Consider the following 25,846-nt stretch of genomic DNA (forward strand, 5'->3'; position numbering starts at 1 on the left):
TCCTTAACGGTATACAAATCAGAAATATAATTGAATAACGGGTAGTAGTGGACACTCTGTTAAGGAACTTTATTTAATCTGGCATTCATGTCCTATACCGTTTTTATATTTTTCAATATTGAGAAGATAAGGTTTTCCGGTATATTCCTTTGGGAAAGGATTTGTGGCAGTGATAATTTATTTAATATTAATTGTCGCTTTCCTTTTTCTTCTGATACCTTTGGTGTTTTATCAACTTTTAGGATTATTTTTTGCTTAGGAGATGGCTTGGGTAAATATTGGTAGTTTTTGTATTAAAAATTTTTATTGTTTACTTAAATGAACAACAGAAATGGCTAGTATACGAATTATAGTTAGTTTTGCCTTTCTTTTTTATGTAGCAGTTCTAACATTGTATCCTCTTTTCACTGAAATAACTGGTCCTCTTGCTGCATTCAGAATTTCACTTTCATTTATAAACTTTTTGATATTATGTTTCTTGTTTATTATCATTCCCCAAAGAGGTAGTTTCAGTGAACTAATACCTGTTATTTTTTTGGCTGTTGCGAGTTTGGTTGTATTGTTAGATGTATTGATTCAAGGGTTATTTTTGCTTTTTTGGATATTTGGCGGTTTGGAAAATTCCTGGGATCATTAAAAATAACTTGAAGTGTTTCGTTTAGCTTTTAAGTTTTTTGTTAGTTGTAGTCCTTTCAAAGTTTGATTACCTGCTCCTTTATAATTTTTTGAGGAAAAGATCATTTTTCCAATATGCTGACTTCCTTTTGCTAAGCATTTCGAATTACACCATTTTATTATCTTATTGTATTTTAGGTAGTTTTCGTTTTAATTTCCACAATTTGTTATTTGTATTTATTTCCTCTGGAGCCTTATTAGTTAGGAAAAAAACTATATTTTTTTGTATTTATATTACATAAATTTACTTATTTAGCTAAACAATAATAGTTAAATCCTATTTTGTACCTAATAATTTATAAATCAGTTTGGAAAATCGTTTAAATACTTATTATGAAGAAAAAATTTACCCTATTGCTGCTTTGTCTTGTTTCTGTTTTTCAGATACAGGTAATGATGGCTCAGACCCCCACCTATGTTTATCCTCAAAACAGGAGTTATCCTTATGGATTTCAGCAAAATGTCAAAAGTAAAACAGAAGCTTCTGCTATTGCTGATTCCTGGTATAATGACTGGAAATCCAGATGGGTGGAAACATGCGGAAGTGGAGTTTCAAGAGTAAAAGATGGTGACGGAAAAACTTATTCTGAAGGCATTGGTTATGGGATGCTACTCGCTGTGTATAGAGGGGACAAAACACTTTTTGATGGTTTATGGCAATTTTATAAAAATAATGTAAATAATGATCATGGATTAATGCATTGGTGTCGTGCTAATTGTGGTGGGGCTGAATGTTTTGGTGGAGGAGGCTCAAATAACGGGGCAACCGATGGAGATCTAGATGCGGCAATGGCATTGGTCATAGCCAGTTGTCAGTGGCCGTCTGGTCCGTATTCAAATGATGCAAAGAGTTTAATAACCAAAATAAAGAATTATGAATTCACAACTTGCAATGGTTTAACTGTTCAAAAAGCAGGAGACTGGTTTGGAGGTTGTAACTGTACAAACCCATCCTATTTTTCCCCCGGATATTATAGAGCATTTGCTCAGTTCGTGCCGGAACAGTCATCGTTCTGGCTAAAAGCTGCAGATGACAGTTATACTGTATTGTTGGCTTCTGCTCATCCTACTACAGGCTTAATTCCTGCGTGGAGTGATGCTAATGGTGGGCTTGGTGGATCAGGGGATTGCGAGCTAAGAGCAGAAGACGGTGGTGGTTCAAGATCCGATTATCAGTTTGATGCTGCAAGAGCACCCTGGAGAATTGCAATAGACTATTTATGGTGGGGAACTCCTAACGCCAAAAGCTGGCTTACTAAACTAACCGGCTGGGTTAAAAGTGGTCCGGGTATCAGCGGTATCAAGGCTGGCTATAAAAGAGACGGTACTCAGAATGTGGATTACAGAAATTCAGCTTTTACCGGAGCATTTGCTTTAGCAGCAATGGCTTCAAGCCAGGATGATGCAAATTCTTTCTTCAACTGGTGGACTGCGAATTCTGTCTCTTCAGGAAATGTAGGGTCAAGATTGGATGATGCTCCATATTTTCAGAATTCTTTAAGAACGATTTATGCTTTACTTGCTACAGGTAATATGTGGTATCCATGCGGAAATGTTCCTCCTCCTTCAAGCTGTAAAAAGCCGAACCTTGGTGCGGATATCAGCATGTGCGGTAGTTCTTTTCCGGTAACCCTTCAGTCAAAAACAAACGGTGGTGGAAATATCAGATTTACATGGAAAAAAACAAGTCCGTCTGCTGTTACATTGGTAACGAGCAGTAGTAATGCGGCGGATGCAAACTATAGTGTGACAGCAGCGAATGGTGCAGGTACTTATGTGGTCGTTCGTGACTCGGTAGATAATACAGGTAAGGTAGTCTGCACGCAAACAGATGAAATAGTTATTTCTGCAACTCTTCAGACTCCTGCCTTAGGTGCGGATAAAGTTCTTTGTAATCCTGCAAGCTACAACCTTACACCTTCTAATCTTTCTTCTTTCCCTTCCGGAACTACCTGGCAGTGGCAGAAAAATGGTGTAAACATTAATGGCGCTACCAGCAGCACATTGTCCAATGTTAATGAGGTTGGAACATATAAGCTTACTGCCAGCATCTCTGGATGTAATTCTACCTCTGATGAAATAAAATTAACCTCCAGTCTGCCTACTCCTGTAAATGGATGTAGATCTTCAGCAGGGACAGTTACGTTAAGTGTGAGTGGAGGTACAGCACCATATAGCTGGTATAGTAGTTCTTCTGGAGGCAGCGCTCTTTCTACAGGCAATACCTATACTACTCCATCAATTTCTTCGACTACCACTTATTATGTGCAGGATGCTTCCGGGGGCGGAACTAAAGGAAATGTCGGACCAGTCAATAATACAATAGGTACTGTCTGGGACGGAAATGATTATGCCTATAAGTTAAAATTTGATGCGCTTAGTGCCTTTACTTTAAATTCTGTTACTGTTTATCCAAATGCAGCAGGTACGCTCACTGTAAGGGTTCTGAAAAGCGACAAAACAACAGTAGTAGCTTCCAAATCATTTACAATCTCAGGTTCCGGCGGTTCGCAGGTCTTAGATCTTGGATTTTCAATACCTCAAGGTACTGATTATTATATGGACGGAACAGTTTCAGGCGGTGCTAAATTGCATATGAATGGAGGAGGAGCAACTTATCCCTATACGCTTTCTGGTGTTGTTTCTATAAAGGGAACAGATCCTGACTGGATTGTTGGGAATGGATGGTACCTTTATTATTATAACTGGAATGTAAGTGTAGGCAATGGATGCGCAAGACTTCCAGTTGTTGCTACAATCAATGCATCTTGTACATCAACACCTCCTGTTCAGCCGCAGATTTCAGGTCCCGATAATGTCGGGCAAGGAGAAACTGTGACTTATACTGTTACTCAGATTCAGGGGGTTACTTATAATTGGAGTGTATCTGGTGGTGCTCAAATTCTCTCGGGACAAGGAACAAATTCAGTTGTTATAAAATTTGGCAATGACGATGCCAGCATCTCTGTTGTGGCTTCAAACACAGGAGGGACTTCAGTTTCTCCTGCTAAATTAATTGATGTTCGTCCGGCAGGAATCAACGATGGTCAGGCCGGGTCTATTAAAATTTATCCAAATCCTTCTAATCATGAATTCTTAATGGATTTGTCAACGCTTCAAGGAGAAGCAATCGTTAAGGTTTATGATTTGAATTCTAATCTTCTTGTTGATCAGAAAGAGGTACTTTCCAGCTCCCAGGTAGCTTTCGGGGCTGATTATCCTGCTGGATTCTATATTATTGAATTGATTACAGATAAAGGAAACTTTAGATGTAAGCTGGTGAAGCAATAAATTAAAACATTCATTTTAAAAGAGGGAGATAGGAGATAAAAATCAGGTCTCCCTCTTTTTATTGGTTTTCTATTTATTATAATTTAAAGTTGAATAAAGTCTGACTTACAGCAATAGTCTTTTTCCTTGATTTTTTTTGTTCAACTTTCTTATCTTATTCTTGCAGATCATTATGCGAATTTTTATCGGTTTTTTGTCTTCTTCTTTCTTTAACCAAAAAGTAGGATTTTTATTTAAATGTTTAAAATTCAATTCACTATTACCATTTGTATATAATCAGATAGTTCAGTTAGGTTTGTGCCATTTCATTTTATGGACAAACTGGTGGTAGTAGGGAAAAGCACATTTGTTTTTAGGCCATTAAATTTGCCTTTTTTATGTTTAGTTTATAATTCATCTAAGTTAGAGATAAGTTTTAGTATTCCTTTGTAATTCAGTCAACTATATCACTACGAATGGTTCTTACTTCATTTTGATTAAATATTTAAGCACGAAATTTAAAAAACAGTGGTGATTTATTACATCATTGTTATTAGATAGAGAATCTCTTCGGCTTTTAATGCAATTTTTTATTTGTAAATTGATAGATTGTAGAGAAGCCTTCTAATGAAAAAGATTTATTGTATTTTATTTATCCTCATCAGTTTTAGTCAATCACTGTTTTCTCAGACTCTCACAAATGCAGATTATCAAAAAGCATTGTGGATGACCACAAGATTTTATGGAGCTCAAAGATCTGGTGATAATAACTGGACTATTTATAATCATTTACCGGCTGGTGTGCCTGCAGGTTTAAGAGGTAAGGCCTTTATTGCTGATGCAGACGGGGCACATGACCTTTCCGGCGGTTGGCATGATTGCGGGGATCATGTAAAGTTTGGGCAGACGCAGTTTTATTCTGCTTATATTCTCCTCAAAGGTTATGCAGAATTTAAGACTGGATATGATGATAGGTATTCATTCGATTATCAAGGATATAAAGCTGCAAATAAGTGGAATTTTGAAGATAATGCCCATGATCCAAATTGTATTCCTGATGTCTTGGATGAAATGAAACATGAGGCAGAGTTTCTTATTAAATGTATTCCAAATTCATCTACATTTTATTACCAGGTAGGAAAAGGTGGTTGTCCAGGAGATCATTGCAGGTGGGAGACCGCAGTTAAAATGCAGACCAACGACGCAAATAATGGTGGACAGCCAAGACCAGTATATAAAAATCCTCAGGATGCTTCAATGCCGTCTTTCTGTGGTGCCACACTAGCATTAATGTCAAGAATGTATAAAAAATTTGATGCGGCTTTTGCAGCCACTTGTCTTCAACATGCCGTCTATGCATATAATTATGCCAAGGCAAATCCTGGTACTGTTGGCTCTGCAGGGGGTGGCCAGTATGGAGCAAAAACAAATTGGAAGGATGATTTTGCTACTTTGTGTGCAGAGTTGTATTGGGCTACAGGTAATGTTGCTTATAGGACGGAAGCCATTAGCCAGGGACCAATAACTCCGAACATGGGTTATACTTTTGATTATGCAAATACAGGGGAGATTGCCTTGTATAATTTGGCTGTGTTAGGAGATGCAGCTTCATTAACTACATTTAATAACCGAATAACCGGTCACTTTCTGGCGGATGGAAGCAGAAATGGGCAAGGGGTTTATAATGCTCACGGAGGAGGTTGGGGGGCATTACGCTACAATGCTAATTCATCTTTTCTAATTGCCTTATACTGCAAGCTAAATAACAATTATACAGCTCCTGTTCTGGAAAAGCTGCACAAGGATATAGATTATATAATGGGAGCAAATACTTCCAAAAGATCTTATATCGTAGGGTTCGTTCCTGGAGGAACTGGCTATGTTTCCCCTCTAAAACCCCACCATCGGAATGCATTTCTTAGAGATGACAACCCAGCCGGAACGGATAACAGTCTTACAATTCCAGCAAAAAATCAACAGTTGGGAGCTTTGGTTGGCGGTAAACGCGATGGTACCTATAATGACAATCGGGAAGATTATGTTAATTCAGAAGTTGGTATAGATTATAATGCAGGATTAGTTGGTGCTCTTGGATTTATTAATTCAAGAGTTGCTCCTGTGGATACAAATAAATTTTGTGGAAATCCACCAACATGTGAAATCCCATCTCTTGGAGCAGACATAAGCACTTGTGGCACTACTTTTCCTATTCAGTTAAACTCAAATACATCTGCAGGTAGTTCAATAAGATTTACATGGAAGAAGATCAGTCCGACCGCATCTGTTCTTGTAAACAGTAGTGGTAATGCTGCCGATAATAAATATGCAGTTACGGCAGCTAACGGCGCAGGAACGTATGTAGTGATAAGAGATTCCTTAGATGCAGCGAATGCTGTTGCCTGCAGTAAGTCAGATACTATTGTCATCAGCAGTACATTGCCTGTCCCTGTTTTATCACCGACTGGTGCTATCGATTTATGCAATCCGGCCTTTGTAAATCTTACAGTTACAAATGCTGCAGGTTTTCCAGGCTCTACCATCTGGCAATGGAGCCTCGATGGTAATAACCTGACAGGAGAAGAAGCCCAAGCGTTGCTTAATGTGAGAAAAGCAGGAGTTTATAAAATTGCTGCAAGTATAGCAGGTTGTACAACCACAGAAGCAAGTATAACTATTACTTCAAGTATGCCTATCCCCGTTGATGGTTGTGCTTCTGCTGCTCCAATTAAACTTTCAATAGCTGGCGCCACTGGAGGGCCATATAACTGGTATGCGACAGCAACTTCTACTACTCCTTTGGCTACCGGAGTTACTACCTTTGATGCACCGGCTGCCGGAACATACTATGTTCAGGATATGAGCAGTACTGCAGGAAGTGTTGGGCCAACTACAGTATATAGCGGTGGCAGCAGCTGGGGAGCTGCTCCTGCCGGTAATGTTTTACTATTTAATGTCACTAAGGATTTTACTCTTACTTCATTCAAAGTGCCGTTTGGAAATATTTATTCTAACAATACTGCTGCAACTATTACTGTGGAAATAGTGAATAGTTCAGGAGTACCACTTAGTCCTGTCAAGACATTTACATCAGAGCCTGTAAATGTCACTACAGCAATGGCAAATAGTCTGATTACCTTTAATTTCACAGGATTTGACATCAAATCTGCCTGGGGAGCGAATCTTGGAATGAGGATATCTTTTCTCAATCTGAATGGTGAGCCTTTCTGGCATTCCACAGGAGCATCATATCCTTATGTTTCTAATCCTTCAGGAATTGTATCAATTACAGGAACTCTCGGAGGACAAGCCGATGCAAATGATTACATGTATTTCTATGACTGGAAAATTTCAACTGGAAATAACTGTAGTAGGCTGCCGGTTATTGCAACTATTGGCGCTGGTTGTGAGATTACTCCTGTAAGATTATTGGAGTTTAAGGGAACTCGAGAAAATAATGTTACTTCCTTAAGCTGGATTACTGCATCAGAGGAAAACAGCAGTTATTTCGAAATACAGAGATCCACTAATGGTAAAGAATTTACCGGAATCGGAAAGGTTCAGGCAGCGGGTATCAGCTCATCTGTCTTATATTACACATTTGAAGACCGATATCCTGTTAATGGTTTGTTCTATTATCGACTGAAGCAGGTTGATTTTGATGGGTCACATGAGTTAAGTAAAATTGTTACTGTTTCTAATGAGGATCAGACAAGAATAAGTCTTGTCCCAAATCCTTTTCTGAAATCATCTCAATTGTCAATAGTTTCTCCATATAACAGCAGCTATTCTGCATATGTGGTTGACCTCTCGGGTATGATAGTGGAAACAGCAGAAAATCTTGGAGTAGGGGAAAAAGTTGATATCGGAGCTTCATTAAGCTCTGGAATGTATCTTCTAAAAGTAGTTGTGCATGGAAAGACATACCATGTGAAGATGGTTAAGAATTGAGTTATAAGTACTAAGTTAAAAGTTAAAAGTTTAAAGTTAAATACATTGAAAGGCTATCTTGATGAAGGTTGCCTTTCTCTTTTTCATTGCTTTTGCGTTATCAGCTATACATAAATGCAAGAGGGAAGACAATCTTTGCAGATGCTCTTCCCTCTTTTAGCTTTCAACTTATAACTTACAACTTATTTAATATATTCTTTCCTTTTCAAAATGCTATCCATAAAACGAATATCATTATCTGAATTGAAGATCTTAAAAGGCAAGTGAATAATCTGAGCCTTGTTGATGATAAGCAAATATGCGTCCTTAGATTTTTCTGCAGCTACTACCATATTCCATTGAATCGGACTTCCTTGTTTAGGGTTTAATTTGATGAGTACCTGTCTGCTATCAATTTCATAGGTAAGTTTATCAAACATTATTTGATTTTGTGGTAATTGGGTAACTCCGGTAAACTGTATCGCCCAGAAAAGGATGTATCCAACAACAGCGATGATTGCAGTAACAATAAACCACCATTTGTAATCCGGAAGGAAAAAGGCGATACATCCGAACAATATTGGTCCGAATATATACCACCATTGTTTTTTGACAAGGTTTGTAAGGGCAATCTTTACGTAAGTGTTTTTAGGTAACTGGTACTTTTTAGTTTTGATAATCATAATTCCCTGATTCTTCTGTATATAAGTTTTTTTAAAATGCTTTTAGACTAAGATCCAGACTTTTGAAGGAGTGGGTCAAAGCTCCACAGGAAATATAGTCAACTCCTGTTAGGGCATAGGATCTTATGGTAGATTCATTTATGCCTCCCGATGCCTCAGTTTCATATTTTCTGGCGATTAATTCCACGGCTTCTTTCATAAGCTCAGGACTCATATTGTCAAGCATAATCCTGTCAATACCTCCTGTATTGAGTACTTCTTCCACTTCTTTAAGAGATCGTGTTTCCACTTCTATTTTTAATGATAAAGAATGTTTCTCAAGGTAATTTCTGGTTGATTCTATTGCTTGTTTTATTCCCCCTGCAAAATCAATATGATTGTCTTTAAGGATAATCATATCATATAAACCGAATCTGTGATTAACCCCACCTCCAATAGAAACAGCCCATTTTTCAGGCAAACGGAAATTAGGAGTGGTTTTTCTAGTATCCAGAAGTTTACAGCCAGTATCCCTGATTAGCTCATTAAAAGTTGTTGTAAGCGTTGCAATTCCGCTCATTCTTTGCATACAATTGAGCACTAGTCTCTCTCCTGTTAGGATTGACCTGGCTCTGCCATGTACTTTAAAAGCAACATCTTTTGGCTTTACTCTGATTCCATCAGGAATAAGAACTTCCATTTTGAGGTCCGGATCCACTCTTGAAAATATCATTTCTGCAAGTGCTATGCCGGCTAATACCCCCTCATCTTTTACTAAAAGCTGAGCTTTATTAATGGCATCTGGAGGAACAGAAGCCAATGTGGAATGATCGCCTGTTCCGACGTCCTCCGCAAGAGCTGAGTCTATAAACTCAAATATTGCTTGTTCTGAAAGAAAATTCACGGGACAAAAATAAAAAAAGCTCCGAATATCTTCAGAGCCTTCGAGAAATTTGCGTTATTTATTATTTACTCTTCAAATACTATTGAATCAATCAGGTAACTTCCGCGAAACTGTTTAACAACTGTTATTACCCTGAATGTGCCTCCATTATACATATATTTTCCGATTGTGTACTTCATTCCTTCTTTAGAAGAACCCTGGTGTACATATTGAAAATCTGTAGGAGGGTATTGTTTGAAAAAATCTCTTAGTACGAATTCTGCCTGCGTTTTGCTATAGGTTTTTTTATCTTCCTTATTCAGGCCAATTTCCACCATATCATTAAAATATTTCGAAATATCTTTTGAGCTTCCCGCTTTTAAGGCATTTTTAGTGCCCTCAAGCACATCGGACTGGCCTACTACATTCTTACTAAATATCATTAGAAGTAGAGTAAGAATTAAAAAAGAGTGATTTCTCATAAATTAACTCGAATTTTAATATTTTTCATGTATGCTAAAATTATGCCAATAAATTAAAAGAAATTAATTTAAATAAGTATAGGTCATTAAAAAATCTTGTAAATCATTTAAATCCATCACTGATTATATCTTATAAATTAATCATTAACAGTAACATTTTTTTTGTTGTTAATCCTGGTTGACTTTTAACTTTTTTAAATTTTAAGTAACTAGTGATCGTTTTTAAAAATAAGTACTGAAATGAATAAGAAGGTAATCCTAATCATTATGGATGGATGGGGCCTTGGATCAAATCCTGAGGTTTCTGCAATTGCCAAAGCAAACACTGAATTTGTTGATTCTTTATATGCAAAATATCCCAATAGCAAATTGGAGGCTTCGGGACTTGCAGTTGGGCTGCCAGAAGGTCAAATGGGTAACAGTGAAGTTGGTCACATGAATCTCGGTGCGGGAAGGGTTGTTTACCAGGATCTTGTGAAAATTAATAAGGCGGTGGAAGAGTTCACACTGGAGCACGAACAGGCTTTGGTTGACGCACTTGATTATGCGAAAATGAACAACAAGAAAGTCCATTTTATGGGCTTGGTTTCTGATGGAGGAGTTCACTCTCATATTAACCACCTGAAAGGTCTCTGCAGTATTGCAAAGAAAAAAGGTCTTGAAAATGTGTTTATACATGCATTTACGGATGGTAGAGATACCGATCCAAAAGGTGGGATAGGTTACATCAGTGACCTGCAAAAGCATCTTGATGGTTCAGCAGGAAAGATTGCTTCTGTTATAGGAAGATATTACTCTATGGACAGAGATAATAGATGGGAACGTGTTAAGCTTGCTTATGATCTCCTTGTTCATGGTGCCGGTACTAAAACCAAAGACGTTCAAAAGTCAATCCTTGATTCATACGCTGAAGGAGTGACGGATGAATTTATTAAGCCACTCGTTGTGGTGAATGATAAAGATCAGCCACTTGCTCTTATTGAAGAAGGCGATGTAGTGCTTTGCTTTAACTTCAGAACAGACAGAGGAAGAGAAATTACAATAGCATTGACTCAGAAGGATTTTCCGGAGCAAAATATGAAAAAACTTGATTTGTATTATGTAACACTTACAAATTATGATGATAGTTTTAAAGGAGTAAAAGTTATTTTTGATAAAGACAATCTAAATCAAACGCTTGGAGAGGTTTTGGCTGCGGCTGGGAAAAAGCAGATCAGGATTGCGGAAACAGAAAAGTATCCTCACGTGACTTTTTTCTTTTCCGGTGGAAGAGAAAAAGAATTTGAAGGTGAGAGCAGAATTTTGTGTCAGTCTCCTAAAGTAGCAACTTACGATTTGCAGCCTGAAATGAGCGCTTTTGAAATTAAAGACAAGATTATTGCTGAAATTAAAAAGAAGGAAGTTGACTTTGTGTGCCTTAACTTTGCCAATCCTGATATGGTCGGACATACCGGGGTTTTCAGTGCAGCGGTAAAAGCAGTTGAAACAGTAAATGAGTGTGTTGAAGCAATTGTAAAACAAGCATTGACAGATGGCTATACATGTCTTATCCTTGCAGATCATGGTAATGCGGATGTTATGATCAATGAGGACGGCAGTCCTAATACTGCACATACTACTAACCTTGTTCCTTTTGTTGTGGTTGATAGCTCGTTTAAAGGAAAGCTAAAAGATGGTAAACTGGGGGATGTTGCTCCTACGGTATTGGAGTTGATTGGGGTAGAAAAACCGAAAGAAATGACAGGGGTTTCTCTTTTAGGGTAACTTAGATAAGTTTTTCTGTATAAAAAGGCTGAACTTTATTAAAGTTCAGCCTTTTCCTTTTTAGAGATAATTCTGGCCTTTAATATCATTGCTTTTGGTAGCTTTTTACCTGATGTGGGGCCATTTTTCATACATATATTTTTCGTAGCTCGTTTTTTTTATATCTGAATAACTAAAGCAAAATTGGTTTTAAAGCCTGTTGAATTGGCCAACTCTCCTTAAACTTCTCCCAATTTTTTGATTCTATAGCTGTGATGGTCCAGTATTTAAAGTTTTGCCCCTAAATTATAGCCATTTGCTCAAATGTTATCTATTTTTTTTCATTATGATATTAATTTTTGAGTCTAACATTCTTTTGCCATCCTAAAAATCGCTTTTCAAGTCATTTAATATGGTGAGGTTTGAAAATTCATCTTGTCATTTCCTATTTTAGCATTGAAAATAGACTTAGTTTTTGATTATTTGTTATAATTTTTAAAAAGTAGGCTAAAAAAATAACTATAAATTTAGAAATATAATATTTTAGTTATCTTATAGGTTAAAAAATGCAGGTTGTGTGCAGAAAAAAGCTGATTTTTTTAGGTTTTAAGGCCTTTTCTTGATTTTATTATATTTTTAGAAGTTGGTTGAAAATTGTATTATTCTTATTTTTTGAAAAATTAAGTTCTTTCAACTTTTTATTCCTGAATTGTATAATTTTAATTTAATGTGTTCATTTAGCCTGTTATTTGCATATTATTTAATATTTCTTTTGGATTTTTCTATTAGGCCTATTGACATGGAAATAAAAAATATCTAAGTTTACATAGGCTATATTATGATTATTTCTATGTGAAAGACCAATTATTTTAACCTTTATTAATTAACCTTTATAAATTATTTACTAACTAAACAAACAAGTACTATGCGTAAATTTAACTTACTGCTATCGCTGACTTTTTTACTAGTATTGACAGCCAAGGCACAAGATTCTACTTCGGCAGAGCCGGGAAAATTAACTATTACAGGCTATATCGATACCTATTACAACTGGGCATTTAACAGGCCTAAATCAGGAAGTTTGCTTGGAGCCACTGGTGCGGGGAGGGCATTTGACAGAACGACCAATCAGGTTGCTATAGGCTTGGTTCAGACTAAATTCATGTATACATCCAAAAAAATTGAAATCGTAGCTGATCTTACTTTCGGACCGAATGCTGAGTTAGGTAACTTTGGTAATGTAAATGCTCAAGGATATACTACTGGTAGCGCAAACCTTTATACAAATCCTTCCTTTTCAAATATCTATGGTTCATCCGCTTCTATCAAACAGGCATATGGAACTTACAAAGCAACAGATAAGCTTTCATTTACAGTTGGTCAGTTCGGAACACACATAGGTTATGAAGTTATTGATGCTCCTGTAAATTATAACTACTCTTTATCAAACCTTTTCAATAATGGTCCTTTTTACCATGTTGGAGCAAAAGCCAATTATGCTTTCAGTGATAAAGTTGGCGTAATGATTGGTTTAGTAAACAACTGGGATAACCTTTTTGAAAATAACAAACAGAAGTCAGGTGTTGCTCAGGTATTTGTGAGCCCGATTGAAGGAATGAATGTTTATGTAAACTGGATCGGTGGTTACAATGATGATACCTCTCTTGATACAGTGGGTGGTGCTACTCCTTGGGCTGTTAACTACAACAGACACTTATTCGATCTTACTGCGGGATACCAGCTTACTGAAAAATTGTATGTTGGTTTAAATGGAGCTTATGGTTTTTATAAAGCAACTGACAATAACACAGAAGAGGCATTTAAAGCGCTTTCTTCTCCTTATGGTGAAGACAAATCTACCCTCACATGGGGAGGTTTAGCTGGTTATGCACATTATGATATCACAGATTTCCTAAGTCTTGGAGTAAGATATGAACATTTTAAAGATAAATATGGAATGAGATATCTGAAAAGTACTAACAACTCTTTGACAATCACTGCTCCGGTTACCCTTGCAGAAGGTGCTTTGGTCTTGAAACCAGAATTTAGGATGGATACTTCCCCAACTAAAATTTATGAAGATAAAAATGGAGACGCTGTAAATAGTCAAACAACATTTGGCTTAGCTGCAATTTTTAAATTCTAATGGGTTCCAAAGCAAATAGATGTAAAAAACTTAAATGATCATGTGTTAAGTTAAATTTTTCAGGTTTATTTTTTTCATCTGGTTAGTTAAAAGCCCCGAGTCTATATGGCCGGGGTTTTTATTTTTAGTAATTTTGAGAAAAAACAGATTTCAAAGTGGAGTTTTATCAGGATTTTAAATTAGGAATTCTTGGCGGTGGTCAGCTGGGAAGAATGCTTATTCAGTCAGCTGTAGATCTTAACCTTTATGTATGCACTCTGGATCCTGATAAGGAGGCCCCCTGTGCAAAAATAGCTCATGAATTTATCCTCGGCGATCCAACTGATTATGAAACTGTTTATAAATTTGGGAAAGATAAAGACCTCATAACTATCGAGATTGAAAATGTTAATGCGGATGCTCTTCAGGCTCTTGCAAATGAAGGTAAAAAAATATTTCCTCAACCTTCATGCATTAAAACTATTCAGGATAAGAGGCTTCAAAAACAGTTTTACAGAAACAATTCGATTCCTACGGCTGATTTTGAGCTTATCAATGACATAGATGAGCTTTCGAAATTTCCTCACTTGTTTCCTGCATTTCAAAAGTTGGGTAAATCAGGCTACGATGGGAGAGGTGTTCAACAGTTAAATTCGGTATCCGATCTTTCTAAAGCCATGGATGGGCCTTCTCTGATAGAAAAACAAGTAGATTTTGAGAAGGAAATTTCTGTAATTGTTGCCCGAAATATCAAAGGTGAAAAAGAACACTTTCCTGTAACCGAGATGATTTTTCATCCTGTTCACAATCTGGTGGAGTATCTCATGGCTCCCGCTCAGATCACTGAAGCTCAGAAAAAAGAAGCTGTGGAAATTGCAGAAAAAGTAATTGAATCTCTGGGAATGGTAGGTTTGCTTGCGGTTGAAATGTTTCTTACAAAAGAGGGAAAAATCCTGGTAAACGAAGCAGCCCCTAGACCGCACAACTCAGGGCATCAAACCATTGAAGCCAATTTTACTTCTCAGTATGAGCAATTATTAAGAGCTATCCTTGGACTTCCCCTTGGATCTACAAAGCAATTAAAACCTGCTGCCATGGTAAATTTACTTGGTGCTGACGGCTATTCCGGACTTGCAAAGTATGAGGGGTTAAATGATGTTCTTGGAATAGAAGGAGTTCACATACATTTGTATGGAAAAAAAATCACAAAACCTTTCAGAAAAATGGGCCATATCACAATTTTAGATGATGAAATTAGTGGACTAAAACAAAAGGCCGATTTGGTTAAAGAGAGGTTTAGAGTAATAGCTTAATGAGTAATAAGTATTAAGTTATAAGTAAAAGTTAAAAGCAGAAAGTTAAAAGTATAATTGTTCATTTCCTCTGCACTAAAGTCCATCTAGTTTGGGAAAGAGATTTAGGATGAGGTAAAAACTAAAAAAACATGGTTGGAATTATAATGGGAAGCCAGTCGGACTTAAAAATAATGTCCAAGGCAGCAGAAATTCTTGATGAATTAAAAGTTCCTTATGAAGTAACAATTGTTTCAGCACACAGAACCCCCCACAGAATGGTATCGTATGCTGAAAATGCAATAAATAGAGGTATAAAAGTGATTATTGCCGGGGCAGGTGGTGCTGCGCATCTTCCTGGAATGGTTGCATCAATTACAACACTTCCGGTCATAGGTGTACCTGTAAAATCTTCCAATTCTATCGATGGCTGGGATTCTGTTTTGTCTATTCTGCAAATGCCTGCAGGTGTTCCTGTTGCAACGGTAGCTCTTGATGGGGCTGTAAATGCTGGGATTCTGGCTGCCCAGATTATTGGCTCTCATGATCCGAAGATTGCTGAGAATCTGAAGAAGTATAAAACTTTTCTGAGAGAAAAAGTGGAAGAATCAGTACAAAAGCTTGAGCAATCAGGCTATAAGAATCTCCTTTAAACGTACCATTTGCATTTAAATTTAAAAAAAATTTCTGTCTATCCTTAATCAATTACTTTAAGGATAAAGTCCTGAATTTGAATTAAATGGACAAATTTTCCAGGTAGAATTCCGATTAAACTTTAACCCTTCTTTATTTGTTTTCTTGAGAAAGGGGAAGGAGTAAAGTCATGCAAACGGATTATATTACAGCATTAGTAGTCAATCAGTTGATTGAAACTTGCAATGCAAGAGAGGCAGATTACAAAAAAGCTGCTGACAACATTAAAGACCCTTATTTTGCAGATATATTAAATAAATTTGCCACAGAAAGCGGCAGATTTTTTCTTGAGTTGCTTCCATTTTCAGAAAGCAGGGATGAAGAAGAAGAGGAGAAAGAAATCACTATCCTAAATGTGAGATATAAAGGATGGATGGATGTAGCATCAGGAAATACACTGGTTGATAAGAAGGGTTTATTCGAAAATTGTATTGATCGGGAACGTTCAGCAATTGAAGTTTATGAAGCAGCTTTTAATGAGGAAATACCTGAGAAGCTGAGAGTTATTATAATTAAACATAAAAGTGCATTTTTTAAAGCTTGCTCAGATTTGAATAGTCTGGTAAAGGAGCTTTAGCTATGATTTATTTGCAATAATCACTTTTTAACGGTTATTTGCGTTAAGGATTATATTAAAATTCTTTCAAAAAATGTTTGAACCATTTCTGACTGCCGAAGGCATTATCAGTTTTCTTACGCTTTCATTAATGGAAGTTGTATTGGGAATTGATAACATCATCTTTATTTCAATCCTCTCTGACAGGCTACCCGTCGAAGCTCAAAAAAAAGGAAGACTAATTGGTCTTAGCCTTGCACTCATTATAAGAGTCTTCCTGCTGATGATTATTTCCATTATTGTAGGGTTTACTAAACCCGTTATGGAAATCAATGAGGTGGAGATTAGTTTGCGTGATATTATATTATTTGCAGGAGGGCTTTTCCTTGTCTATAAAAGCACAATGGAAATTCATGAAAAACTTGAAGGTGAAGTAGAACAATCAGCTAAAACTAAAAAGTTGTCTCTCTTATCAGCAATTATTCAAATAGTGCTTCTGGACATAGTATTTTCATTTGACTCCATTTTAACTGCGATTGGTCTTGTAAATGATCCACATCGAGATATGCCGATTATGGTTGCAGCAATTATTGTTTCAATTGTAGTGATGTTGTTGTTTGCTAAGGGTATTAGCGATTTCATAAATGATCATCCTACTATAAAGATGCTTGCTCTTTCATTCCTGTTATTGATCGGGATCCTCCTTGTGGCCGAGGCATTCCATTATCACGTTCCCAAAGGTTATATCTACTTTGCAATAGGGTTTTCCTTGGGTGTTGAAATGCTTAATATGCGTGCAAAGAGAAAATCAGAACCTGTCAAGCTGAGAAATAATCCGGAGCTGGAAGAAGAAGATAAGCTGAATTAAGAACGCTGATTTTTATTAAAATAATTTTAAGTTTGTAGTTCCTGCAAAATGTCTCAGAAGGTATTTTGCAGGAACTTGCATTTTGTGTGTTTTTGAAAAGAATTAATAACCCTAACTGATCCTCTCGGATCCGACAATAAAAAAAATGGTAGCAATCCTCATTAATGAGTGTCTTAAGGTGAGCGTGAAAAGCTCGGGCGCTGAACTGATAAGTCTTAAAAAGACTATGGCAAACAAAGAATTCCTTTGGCAGGGAGATCCGGCCTTCTGGGGGAGAAGAGCGCCGGTATTGTTTCCTATAGTTGGAAAACTCTCAGGAAATAAATATCATTCAGATGATCAGGTTTACGAATTGCCACAGCACGGTTTTGCCAGAGATATGCATTTTGACCTGGTAGATCAGCAGGATCAATCCCTTACTTATAAACTTACAAGCTCCGAAGAAACTCTGAAGCTTTATCCTTATAAATTTGAATTGACAATTGAGTACAAGCTTCAGAAAAGCAAACTACTCGTTTCTTATGAAGTTAAGAATACAGATGATAAAACCATCTACTTTTCTATTGGTGCACATCCTGCCCTTCGTTGCCCAATAGAACAGGGTGAAGAGTTTTCTGATTATTATCTCGAATTTGAGAAAAAAGAAACTGTTAACAGGTATTTATTAACAGATGGTTTACTTAACGGTAAGTCGGAACCTGTCTTGAACAATGAAAACATTCTGCCTCTTTCGGTAGATTTGTTTACGGGAAAAGATGCAATCATTTTCAAAGATCTGAAGTCAAGTGTAGTAAGTCTCAAGAGTAAAAAATCTTCTCATAAAATCACCATGGACTTTGCAGGCTTCCCTTATCTGGGCATATGGACTAAACCTGGTCCGTTTATTTGCCTGGAGCCTTGGTTTGGAGTAGCAGATCAAATCGGTTTTGAAGGTCAGTTTAAGGACAAAGAAGCAATGAGATCTCTTGTAAAAGGGAAAACTTTCAAATGTGAATATTCAATAGATGTGCAGTAGAAGCTGAAAGCAAAAAGCGTAAAGCATATAGTTTGGCCCCTGATATTGATGAAAGTCAAAGTCAGGGGCCTATTATTATACCATAGCAAAGATGCTAAGCTTTTAGCTTAATAATTGTGCTAATTCCTGCCAAATCCAAAATCAGTTTCATCTGCATCCGGCTCAGGACCAAGATTAAACATGGTACTCATGAGGTCTTTAAACTGTATTCCTTCATCCAGCTTTTGTTTACTTATCTGGCTTGTTTCGGCAAGTCCATGCAATAACAGCTCCATTTGTAAATTCAGGTCTTCTTTACTTAATCCTGGTTGATAATGTAAAACTGTCTCTTTAAGACCTGGAATGCTTTCAAGAGATTTCTCATATTCCGCATTAGACATGTTTTGGACAAGGTCTATATAATTTCCATCGCTAAACCAATCAGTGATTTTTTTGTATGGATTATCTTTCTTGGATTTTTTAATCTTTTCAGGTGAAGGATAAATTTTTTCAAATGCTTTTCTTACTGTTTTTCCAACAAGAAAATAGGCAACATTAGAAATACCTTCTAATTCACCCTCATAAACCAATTCAACTTTTCCGGTAATTGAAGGAATGGTGCCGAAAAGATCGCTTATCCTTCCTGAAGTGCTGTTTTCTCCGTTGATCAGCAAGCGTCTTTCCGCTGTGCTGTATAAATTTTCAAGAGCGGAAATGGTAAGCCTTGCCGAAACACCGCTTTTCTGGTCTATATATTCGCTTGCTCTGGCTTCGAAAGAAACGTTTTCAAGAAGGTCTTTGAGAAGTTCAGGCATTTTTATACATTCTTTCTGAAACGGGGTTAATTTTGCTTCCTGTGAAGTAATTAGTTTAGAAACTTCCGGAGATTTAGGATAGTGTGTCAGAATCTGGCTATCTATCCTGTCTTTTAATGGTGTTACGATAGAACCCCTGTTGGTATAATCTTCAGGGTTTGCAGTGAATACAAATTGTATGTCCAGAGGTAAGCGCAGTTTAAAACCTCTTATTTGAATATCGCCTTCCTGAAGTATATTAAATAAGGCTACCTGTATCCTTGCCTGCAAGTCAGGGAGCTCGTTGATTACAAAGATGCTCCTGTGTGATCTTGGAATAAGGCCAAAGTGAATAACTCTTTCATCCGCGTAGGTGAGTTTTAGAGAGGCCGCTTTAATCGGATCAAGATCCCCAATCAGGTCCGAAACGGAAACATCCGGAGTGGCAAGCTTTTCTGTATACCTTTCCGATCGATGTACCCAGGAAATCGGAGTCTCATCACCTTTTTCATCGATTACATCTTTGGCATATCGAGTCAAAGGGTTCAATGGATCATCATTAGCTTCACTGAAAGCTACAATGGGCATATATTCATCAAGGAGGTTCGTCATCAGGCGGGCAATTTTAGTTTTTGCCTGTCCTCTTAATCCAAGAAGTATGATGTTGTGTCTTGAAAGAATTGCTGTTTGTAACTGAGGAATTACTGTTTCCTCATATCCTTTGATTTCCCCGAACAGGTTTTTCTTTTCCCTGAGCGCCCGAACCAGGTTTTCCCGCATTTCTTCCTTTACACTTCTTGATGCATACCCGGAAGCTTTTAGCTGTCCGAGTGTTTTTATATGACTGTTAGGATTCATGGTTTAAGAGGTGATTATCTCACTGTTTTTTTTCTGTTTCTAATAAAATCTTCGAAGATATATTCCCCAAGTCCGGTAAGAGAACTGTAAAAGGCACGCCCATTATTTGTTTTGGTAAACTCCTGAACAAATTGCTGAAGATATGGATCTTTTGCAATCATAAAGGTAGTTATCGGAATATTTAATCTCCTGCATTGACCCGCCATTTCAAGGGTTTTATTTACAACCTTTCTGTCCAGACCGAAACTGTTTTTATAGTATTTTGTTCCTACCTTCAAACAGGTTGGTTTTCCATCTGTGATCATAAAGATTTGCTTGTTATTAGTTTTTCTCCTTCTGAGAATGTCCATTGCAAGTTCCAATCCCGCATAAGTGTTTGTATGATAGGGACCTACTTCAAGATAAGGTAGGTCTTTGATTTCAACAGGCCAGGCATCATTACCGAATACTATTATATCAAGCGTATCCTTAGGATATTTTACTTTTACTAGTTCTGCCAGAGCCATTGCTACTTTTTTCGCGGGAGTAATTCTGTCTTCTCCATATAATATCATGGAGTGGGAAATATCTATCATCAGAACCGTACTGGTTTGAGATTTATGTTCCTTTTCCTGAACCTGAAGATCTTCATGGGTAAGTTTGAATTCGTCAATACCATGATTTATCTGTGCAGTGTGAAGTGAATCGGTAATATTTATCGAATCCAGTGTGTCTCCGAACTGGTATGGTCTGATGTCCGCGCTAGGCTCATCTCCCAATCCTGTTTTTGAAGTATTATGATTCCCTTTTTGATTCTTTTTTAATTTTCCGAAAATTTCTTCCAGAGCGTTCCTTCTAATTACCTGTTCTGATTTGCCTGTAAGTTTAAAGGTTCCTTTTTCGGAATTATCTTCTTTAATAAAGCCCTTGTCGTTCAAGTCGCGGATAAAATCCCCCATTCCATAACTGTCATCAGTCATTCCGTGTTGACGGTCAAGGTCATTCATCCAGTTAAGTGCTTCGGAAACATCCCCTGAGGTATAATTCAGCAATTGGAAAAAAACCTTTGAAAGGTTGTCAAACCCTGAATCTCCCTTAGGCGGAGGTGTAAATTTTGAAAATCGTAATCCCTTCATTTGGAGTTATTCTAGTTAACCTTTTAACATGGGTGGAAAAGTAAAAGTTTTATGTGCGAGACCACATTAATTTAGAATGATTTTGCCCCAATTCAAAGTTTTTTTGCAGATAATCTAAAGGATCTGTTATTGCCTGATTGCAATGGGATTTTAATGTTTTGTGCATCTTTTGAAACTGTATTTTTTTTAATGATATGTTTGTGCAACTTATTTAATAACAGCGTTTTGGGTATTGATGATTATATAAAATTTTTAACTTGAAACCGTATATATATACATTTTTTACATTAAAAATTAATATATAGCTGATGATATTTAGTAAATTTGTAATTATTATCGCATAAAAATGTGGAATTGTGGCAAGCTGTTAAGTGTTATCAGGTAGTAGAAAATGTTTAAGTCATTTGATATATTATTTAAAACCCTCCTTCTGAAAGTCAAATATTCAGTTGGGTGAGGCATTTAAACAAATATAAAAGGCCATTCTCAACAAAAGAGGATGGCCTTTTCATTAAAATTACACGTCTGTAGAGAAAACAAAAAGTTATGGCTAAAAGAGTTTTTATTTTTGACACAACACTTCGAGATGGAGAGCAGGTGCCAGGCTGCCAGTTGAATACTGAAGAGAAAATCAGGGTTGCTAAAGCATTGGAAGAGCTTGGTGTTGATGTTATTGAGGCAGGGTTTCCGATTTCAAGCCCTGGAGATTTTAACTCCGTAGTTGAAATCAGTAAGGCGGTGAAAGAACCGATTGTCTGTGCGCTCACCAGAGCAAAGGAAATGGATATCGATAGTGCAGCTGAAGCCCTGAAATATGCCAAAAGAAAACGTATTCATACAGGTATCGGAAGCTCAGATATGCATATTCAGTATAAACTGAGAACAACTAGAGAAAAAGTTATCGAACAAGGAGTTGCCGCTGTAAAGTATGCTCGCAAATTTGTAGATGATGTTGAGTTTTTCTGCGAAGATGCCGGACGTGCTGATGTTGTTTTCCTTGCTCAAATGGTTGAAGCTGTAATTGCCGCAGGTGCGACAGTTGTTAATATTCCTGATACTACTGGATATACTTTGCCATGGCAATTCGGAGAGCGTATCAAGTTTCTTATGGACAATGTTAAAAATGTAGATAAAGCAATTATTTCTGCGCATTGTCACAATGATCTTGGTCTTGCTACTGCAAATGCTATTGCGGCTCTCGCAAATGGTGCAAGACAGGTAGAATGTACTATCAACGGTATTGGTGAAAGAGCAGGAAATACTTCTCTTGAAGAGGTGGCAATGATTATCAAAAGCCATCCTTCTCTTGGACTTGAAACCGGTATCAATACTAAAAAATTAGTTCCAACCAGCGACCTTGTCTCTTCTTTAATGAGAATGCCGGTTCAGGCTAATAAAGCTATAGTTGGTAAAAATGCTTTCGCACACTCATCAGGTATCCACCAGGATGGTTTCCTTAAACATAGAGAGAACTACGAGATCATCGACCCTTCTGATGTCGGAGCCGATGCATCTTCTATTGTGCTAACAGCAAGAAGCGGGAGAGCAGCATTAAGTCATCGTCTTACAACTATTGGTTACCAGCTTTCAAAGGAACAACTGGATCTTGTCTACAAGAAATTCCTTGATATGGCTGATCAGAGAAAGCAGATAGAAGATGCTGATTTGAAAGAATTAATGGCTCCTTACTGCTAACAATCTTTTAGTTAAAGAAATCAATAAAAAGTTTAGAGTATAAAATTTTAAAACCCTATTGCCTTGGCTGCTAAAACTTTATTTGACAAAGTCTGGGATGCACACGTGGTTACTGAAATAAAAGGCGGACCCAGTGTATTGTATATTGACAAACATCTTGTTCACGAAGTGACAAGTCCTCAGGCTTTCGCAGGTCTTGAGAAAAGAGGTATCTCTCTTTTCAGATTACAGAATACGCTTGCTACTGCCGATCATAATGTTCCTACGAAAGATCAGCACTTGCCAATAAAAGAAGCTTTATCCAGACAGCAGGTGGAAAAGCTGACCGAAAACTGCAATAAATTCGGTGTAACGCTTTACGGCTTGGGACACCCATACCAGGGTATCGTTCACGTGATTGGTCCTGAATTGGGTGTAACCCTTCCAGGTATGACCATGGTGTGCGGTGATAGCCATACTTCAACGCATGGAGCTTTTGGCTCAATTGCTTTCGGTATCGGAACCAGCGAAGTGGAACAGGTAATGGCAACTCAATGCCTGATGCAAAGCAAACCTAAAACCATGAAAATTGAGATCAATGGTAAATTAGGAAAAGGCGTTGTTTCAAAAGATATTATCCTTTATATCATTTCTAAAATCAGCGCTGCTGGAGGTACCGGATACTTTGTGGAATTTGCAGGATCTGCCATCAGATCTCTTTCTATGGAGGCCAGAATGACTATCTGTAATATGAGTATCGAAATGGGTGCAAGGGGAGGAATGATTGCTCCCGATGAGACTACTTTCGAATATATCAAAGGTCGTGAGTTTGCCCCTAAAGGTGCAAAATTTGACGAAGCTGTTGCTTACTGGAAGACTTTATATTCTGATGAAGATGCAAAGTTCGATCAGGTTTTAACATATAAGGCTGAGGATATTGAGCCAATGATTACCTACGGGACAAATCCGGGTATGGGAATCAAGGTAAGTGGACATATTCCTGCTGAAACTGAAATTGACGCAGCAAGCAGACTTTCTTTTAAGAAATCCCTTGAATATATGGATTTCCAACCAGGAGCAAGTCTTATTGGAAAACAAGTAAATTATGTTTTCATCGGAAGCTGTACCAATTCTAGAATCGAAGATTTAAGATTGGTAGCTGAGTTCGTAAAAGGAAAGAAAAAGGCTGCAAATATCAATGCCTATGTAATACCAGGCTCTAAGCAGGTTGAAAAACAGGCTATAGCAGAAGGTATAGATAAAGTATTGGCAGAAGCAGGTTTTGAGCTTAGAGAGCCAGGGTGTTCTGCATGTCTTGGAATGAATGAAGATAAAGTGCCGAAAGGAGAATACTGTGTGTCGACTTCAAACAGAAACTTTGAAGGTCGTCAGGGACCAGGCGCACGTACATTGCTTGCAAGTCCATTAACTGCGGCAGCAGTAGCGGTAAGCGGTAAAATTGTTGATGTTCGTGACTTTAATCTAAATTAATTCCATGGAAAAATTTGTAACAATCACTTCAAATATAACTCCTCTTGCCATAGAGGATATCGATACAGACCAGATCATTCCTGCAAGGTTTCTTAAAGCTACTACGAGAGAAGGTTTTGGAGACAACCTTTTCAGGGACTGGAGATATGATGAGCAGAACAATCCGAAAAAAGATTTTGTGTTAAACAATCAGGATTTTGCAGGCTCAAAAATCCTTGTAGCAGGTAAAAACTTTGGTTGCGGTTCAAGCCGAGAGCATGCAGCCTGGGCAATTACAGATGCTGGGTTTAAAGTGGTAGTATCGAGCTTTTTTGCAGATATCTTTAAAAACAATGCTTTGAACAATGGCCTTCTGCCTGTTCAGGTTTCTCAGCAGTTTTTAAATACAGTTTTTGAAAAAGTACAAGCTGATAAAAACTTAAAACTTAATGTAGATCTTGAGAAGCAAAAGATAGAAATCGTTGGTCACAATGTTTCAGAGTCTTTTGAAATCAATGACTACAAGAAGACTTGTCTGATCAATGGATATGATGATATAGATTACCTTTTAAGTATTAAAGACAAAATCGAGGCTTACGAAAAAGGAAGTAAATATTTAAGTCTGATCTCTAAATAATTTATACTCCAATAATTCCTATTAACGGTTAATAATTTTTAAATGAAAAAGAACATTGCAGTCCTTAAAGGAGATGGTATTGGTCCGGAAGTAACGGATCAGGCTCTTAAAGCTCTTAAAGCCATCGAAGAAGTGTATGGCCACGAATTTACTTATACTGAAGCTTTAATTGGTGCTATTGCAATTGATGTAACAGGAAATCCATTCCCTGAAGAAACATTCAAAACCTGCCAGGCTTCTGATGCAATTCTTTTCGGTGCTATCGGTCACCCTAAATATGATAATGATCCTAACGCTCCGGTTAGGCCAGAGCAAGGTCTTCTTGCAATGAGAAAAAGCCTTGGTTTGTTCGCAAACATAAGACCGATCAATACTTATAAAATTTTAGCAAACTCTTCTCCTCTCAGAGCTGATCTTGTTGATGGAGTGGATTTCGTTGTTTTCAGAGAGCTTACAGGTGGTATCTATTTCGGACAAAAAGGAAGAAGCGAAGACAGAAACATTGCGTTCGACAACTGTTCTTATTCAAAGGAAGAAATAACAAGAATAAGCAAGCTTGCTTTTGAAGCTGCTCAGAAGAGAAATAAAAGAGTTACCCTCGTAGATAAAGCTAACGTGCTTGCAACTTCAAGACTTTGGAGAGAAGTTGTGAAAGAGTTTGCTAAAAACTATCCTGATGTAACACTTGATTTCATGTTCGTAGACAATGCGGCAATGAAGATCATCCAGAATCCTAAATTCTTTGATGTAGTGCTAACAGAGAACATGTTCGGTGATATCCTCACTGATGAAGCTTCTGTTATCACGGGTTCTTTAGGGATGTTGCCATCTGCTTCTGTAGGTAGCAAAACTGCCCTTTATGAGCCGATTCACGGATCTTATCCTGAAGCTGCAGGCAAAAATATTGCTAATCCAAATGGTGCAATACTTTCTGCTGCAATGTTGTTGGAAACTTCTTTTGGTTTAAGCGAAGAAGCTTCTTTGATCAGAAAAGCAGTTGAAGAGTGTTTGAATCAAGGTATCGTTACTTCTGATATCCAGAAAGATTCTAAGTTTACAACTACTCAGATCGGTGACAAAGTTGCTGAATTGATCAAAACCAAAAAGAAAGAGTTGTTGGCTGTTTAA

Annotated in this window: 18 protein-coding genes; 13 read left to right on the top strand and 5 right to left on the bottom strand. The window is 37.3% G+C overall.

Features of this window, described 5'->3' with window-relative positions:
- Positions 1–1,008 precede the first annotated feature (1,008 nt).
- Both MYP_RS24880 and MYP_RS08645 read left to right on the top strand, forming a co-directional pair.
- Positions 1,009–3,966, top strand: a complete 2,958-nt coding sequence (locus MYP_RS24880) for a glycosyl hydrolase family 8 (protein WP_052430043.1) — start codon at positions 1,009–1,011, stop codon at positions 3,964–3,966.
- Positions 3,967–4,572: 606 nt separating this feature from the next.
- Positions 4,573–7,893, top strand: coding sequence for a glycoside hydrolase family 9 protein (locus MYP_RS08645; RefSeq protein WP_045461678.1), 3,321 nt, complete (start codon positions 4,573–4,575; stop codon positions 7,891–7,893).
- 182 nt (positions 7,894–8,075) lie between these two features.
- Here MYP_RS08645 and MYP_RS08650 read toward each other — a convergent pair whose 3' ends face one another.
- The 3 genes from MYP_RS08650 to MYP_RS08660 all read right to left on the bottom strand — a co-directional run bounded on the left by MYP_RS08650 (position 8,076) and on the right by MYP_RS08660 (position 9,860).
- A complete protein-coding gene (locus MYP_RS08650) occupies positions 8,076–8,555 on the bottom strand; it encodes a YcxB family protein (RefSeq protein WP_045461681.1) in 480 nt (159 codons plus the stop codon).
- Between the two features lie 31 nt (positions 8,556–8,586).
- The gene (gene nadC, locus MYP_RS08655) at positions 8,587–9,438 is read right to left on the bottom strand and encodes a carboxylating nicotinate-nucleotide diphosphorylase (protein ID WP_045461684.1); all 852 of its coding nucleotides are present in this window, start codon (positions 9,436–9,438) and stop codon (positions 8,587–8,589) included.
- A gap of 65 nt (positions 9,439–9,503) precedes the next feature.
- Complete coding sequence (locus tag MYP_RS08660; RefSeq protein ID WP_052430044.1) at positions 9,504–9,860, bottom strand: DUF4783 domain-containing protein; 357 nt, start codon at positions 9,858–9,860, stop codon at positions 9,504–9,506.
- 279 nt (positions 9,861–10,139) lie between these two features.
- Here MYP_RS08660 and gpmI point away from each other — a divergent pair, with 279 nt between their 5' ends.
- The 7 genes from gpmI to MYP_RS08695 all read left to right on the top strand — a co-directional run bounded on the left by gpmI (position 10,140) and on the right by MYP_RS08695 (position 18,191).
- Positions 10,140–11,663 (top strand): 2,3-bisphosphoglycerate-independent phosphoglycerate mutase, encoded by a 1,524-nt coding sequence (gene gpmI / locus MYP_RS08665; protein WP_045461690.1) that lies wholly within the window; start codon positions 10,140–10,142, stop codon positions 11,661–11,663.
- A gap of 904 nt (positions 11,664–12,567) precedes the next feature.
- A complete protein-coding gene (locus MYP_RS08670; protein WP_045461693.1) occupies positions 12,568–13,788 on the top strand; it encodes an outer membrane beta-barrel protein in 1,221 nt (406 codons plus the stop codon).
- A gap of 155 nt (positions 13,789–13,943) precedes the next feature.
- Positions 13,944–15,080, top strand: coding sequence for a 5-(carboxyamino)imidazole ribonucleotide synthase (locus MYP_RS08675; protein ID WP_081990451.1), 1,137 nt, complete (start codon positions 13,944–13,946; stop codon positions 15,078–15,080).
- 131 nt (positions 15,081–15,211) lie between these two features.
- Positions 15,212–15,712, top strand: coding sequence for a 5-(carboxyamino)imidazole ribonucleotide mutase (gene purE / locus MYP_RS08680; protein WP_045461696.1), 501 nt, complete (start codon positions 15,212–15,214; stop codon positions 15,710–15,712).
- Positions 15,713–15,882: 170 nt separating this feature from the next.
- Complete coding sequence (locus tag MYP_RS08685; protein ID WP_045461699.1) at positions 15,883–16,329, top strand: DUF2383 domain-containing protein; 447 nt, start codon at positions 15,883–15,885, stop codon at positions 16,327–16,329.
- A gap of 73 nt (positions 16,330–16,402) precedes the next feature.
- Positions 16,403–17,176: a TerC family protein gene (locus tag MYP_RS08690; RefSeq protein WP_045461702.1), complete on the top strand. Its 774-nt coding sequence runs from the start codon at positions 16,403–16,405 to the stop codon at positions 17,174–17,176.
- Positions 17,177–17,321: 145 nt separating this feature from the next.
- Entirely contained in the window at positions 17,322–18,191 is an 870-nt protein-coding gene (locus MYP_RS08695) for an aldose 1-epimerase family protein (RefSeq protein WP_045461705.1), read from the top strand.
- Between the two features lie 119 nt (positions 18,192–18,310).
- On the opposite strand, the gene MYP_RS08700 is transcribed toward MYP_RS08695, so the two are convergent.
- Together MYP_RS08700 and MYP_RS08705 are read right to left on the bottom strand one after the other, a co-directional pair.
- Positions 18,311–19,822, bottom strand: a complete 1,512-nt coding sequence (locus tag MYP_RS08700; protein ID WP_045461708.1) for a magnesium chelatase — start codon at positions 19,820–19,822, stop codon at positions 18,311–18,313.
- A gap of 14 nt (positions 19,823–19,836) precedes the next feature.
- On the bottom strand, positions 19,837–20,937 hold the full coding sequence (locus tag MYP_RS08705; RefSeq protein ID WP_045461711.1) for a vWA domain-containing protein: 1,101 nt from the start codon (positions 20,935–20,937) through the stop codon (positions 19,837–19,839).
- Positions 20,938–21,483: 546 nt separating this feature from the next.
- On the opposite strand from MYP_RS08705, the gene MYP_RS08710 reads away from it, so the two are divergent.
- The 4 genes from MYP_RS08710 (at position 21,484) to leuB (ending at position 25,846) form a co-directional block, all read left to right on the top strand.
- A complete protein-coding gene (locus MYP_RS08710) occupies positions 21,484–22,632 on the top strand; it encodes a 2-isopropylmalate synthase (protein WP_081990452.1) in 1,149 nt (382 codons plus the stop codon).
- A 63-nt stretch (positions 22,633–22,695) separates the two neighbouring features.
- Positions 22,696–24,102, top strand: coding sequence for a 3-isopropylmalate dehydratase large subunit (gene leuC / locus MYP_RS08715; protein ID WP_045461714.1), 1,407 nt, complete (start codon positions 22,696–22,698; stop codon positions 24,100–24,102).
- 4 nt (positions 24,103–24,106) lie between these two features.
- Positions 24,107–24,718, top strand: a complete 612-nt coding sequence (gene leuD, locus MYP_RS08720; RefSeq protein WP_045461717.1) for a 3-isopropylmalate dehydratase small subunit — start codon at positions 24,107–24,109, stop codon at positions 24,716–24,718.
- Positions 24,719–24,760: 42 nt separating this feature from the next.
- Positions 24,761–25,846 carry a 3-isopropylmalate dehydrogenase gene (leuB, locus tag MYP_RS08725; RefSeq protein ID WP_045461720.1) on the top strand — a complete coding sequence of 362 codons (1,086 nt, stop codon included), beginning with the start codon at positions 24,761–24,763 and terminating at the stop codon, positions 25,844–25,846.

It is taken from the genome of Sporocytophaga myxococcoides (assembly GCF_000775915.1).
Lineage (GTDB): Bacteria > Bacteroidota > Bacteroidia > Cytophagales > Cytophagaceae > Sporocytophaga > Sporocytophaga myxococcoides_A.

Excerpts from the sequence above, each read along its gene's own strand:
- purE (WP_045461696.1), top strand. The coding sequence starts at position 15,212 with ATGGTTGGAATTATAATGGGAAGCCAGTCGGACTTAAAAATAATGTCC.
- leuD (WP_045461717.1), top strand. The coding sequence starts at position 24,107 with ATGGAAAAATTTGTAACAATCACTTCAAATATAACTCCTCTTGCCATA.
- leuB (WP_045461720.1), top strand. The coding sequence starts at position 24,761 with ATGAAAAAGAACATTGCAGTCCTTAAAGGAGATGGTATTGGTCCGGAA.
- MYP_RS08660 (WP_052430044.1), bottom strand. The coding sequence starts at position 9,860 with ATGATATTTAGTAAGAATGTAGTAGGCCAGTCCGATGTGCTTGAGGGC.
- MYP_RS08690 (WP_045461702.1), top strand. The coding sequence starts at position 16,403 with ATGTTTGAACCATTTCTGACTGCCGAAGGCATTATCAGTTTTCTTACG.
- MYP_RS08670 (WP_045461693.1), top strand. The coding sequence starts at position 12,568 with ATGCGTAAATTTAACTTACTGCTATCGCTGACTTTTTTACTAGTATTG.
- MYP_RS08645 (WP_045461678.1), top strand. The coding sequence starts at position 4,573 with ATGAAAAAGATTTATTGTATTTTATTTATCCTCATCAGTTTTAGTCAA.
- MYP_RS08710 (WP_081990452.1), top strand. The coding sequence starts at position 21,484 with ATGGCTAAAAGAGTTTTTATTTTTGACACAACACTTCGAGATGGAGAG.
- MYP_RS08700 (WP_045461708.1), bottom strand. The coding sequence starts at position 19,822 with ATGAATCCTAACAGTCATATAAAAACACTCGGACAGCTAAAAGCTTCC.
- MYP_RS08685 (WP_045461699.1), top strand. The coding sequence starts at position 15,883 with ATGCAAACGGATTATATTACAGCATTAGTAGTCAATCAGTTGATTGAA.
- gpmI (WP_045461690.1), top strand. The coding sequence starts at position 10,140 with ATGAATAAGAAGGTAATCCTAATCATTATGGATGGATGGGGCCTTGGA.
- MYP_RS24880 (WP_052430043.1), top strand. The coding sequence starts at position 1,009 with ATGAAGAAAAAATTTACCCTATTGCTGCTTTGTCTTGTTTCTGTTTTT.
- MYP_RS08695 (WP_045461705.1), top strand. The coding sequence starts at position 17,322 with ATGGTAGCAATCCTCATTAATGAGTGTCTTAAGGTGAGCGTGAAAAGC.
- MYP_RS08650 (WP_045461681.1), bottom strand. The coding sequence starts at position 8,555 with ATGATTATCAAAACTAAAAAGTACCAGTTACCTAAAAACACTTACGTA.
- MYP_RS08705 (WP_045461711.1), bottom strand. The coding sequence starts at position 20,937 with ATGAAGGGATTACGATTTTCAAAATTTACACCTCCGCCTAAGGGAGAT.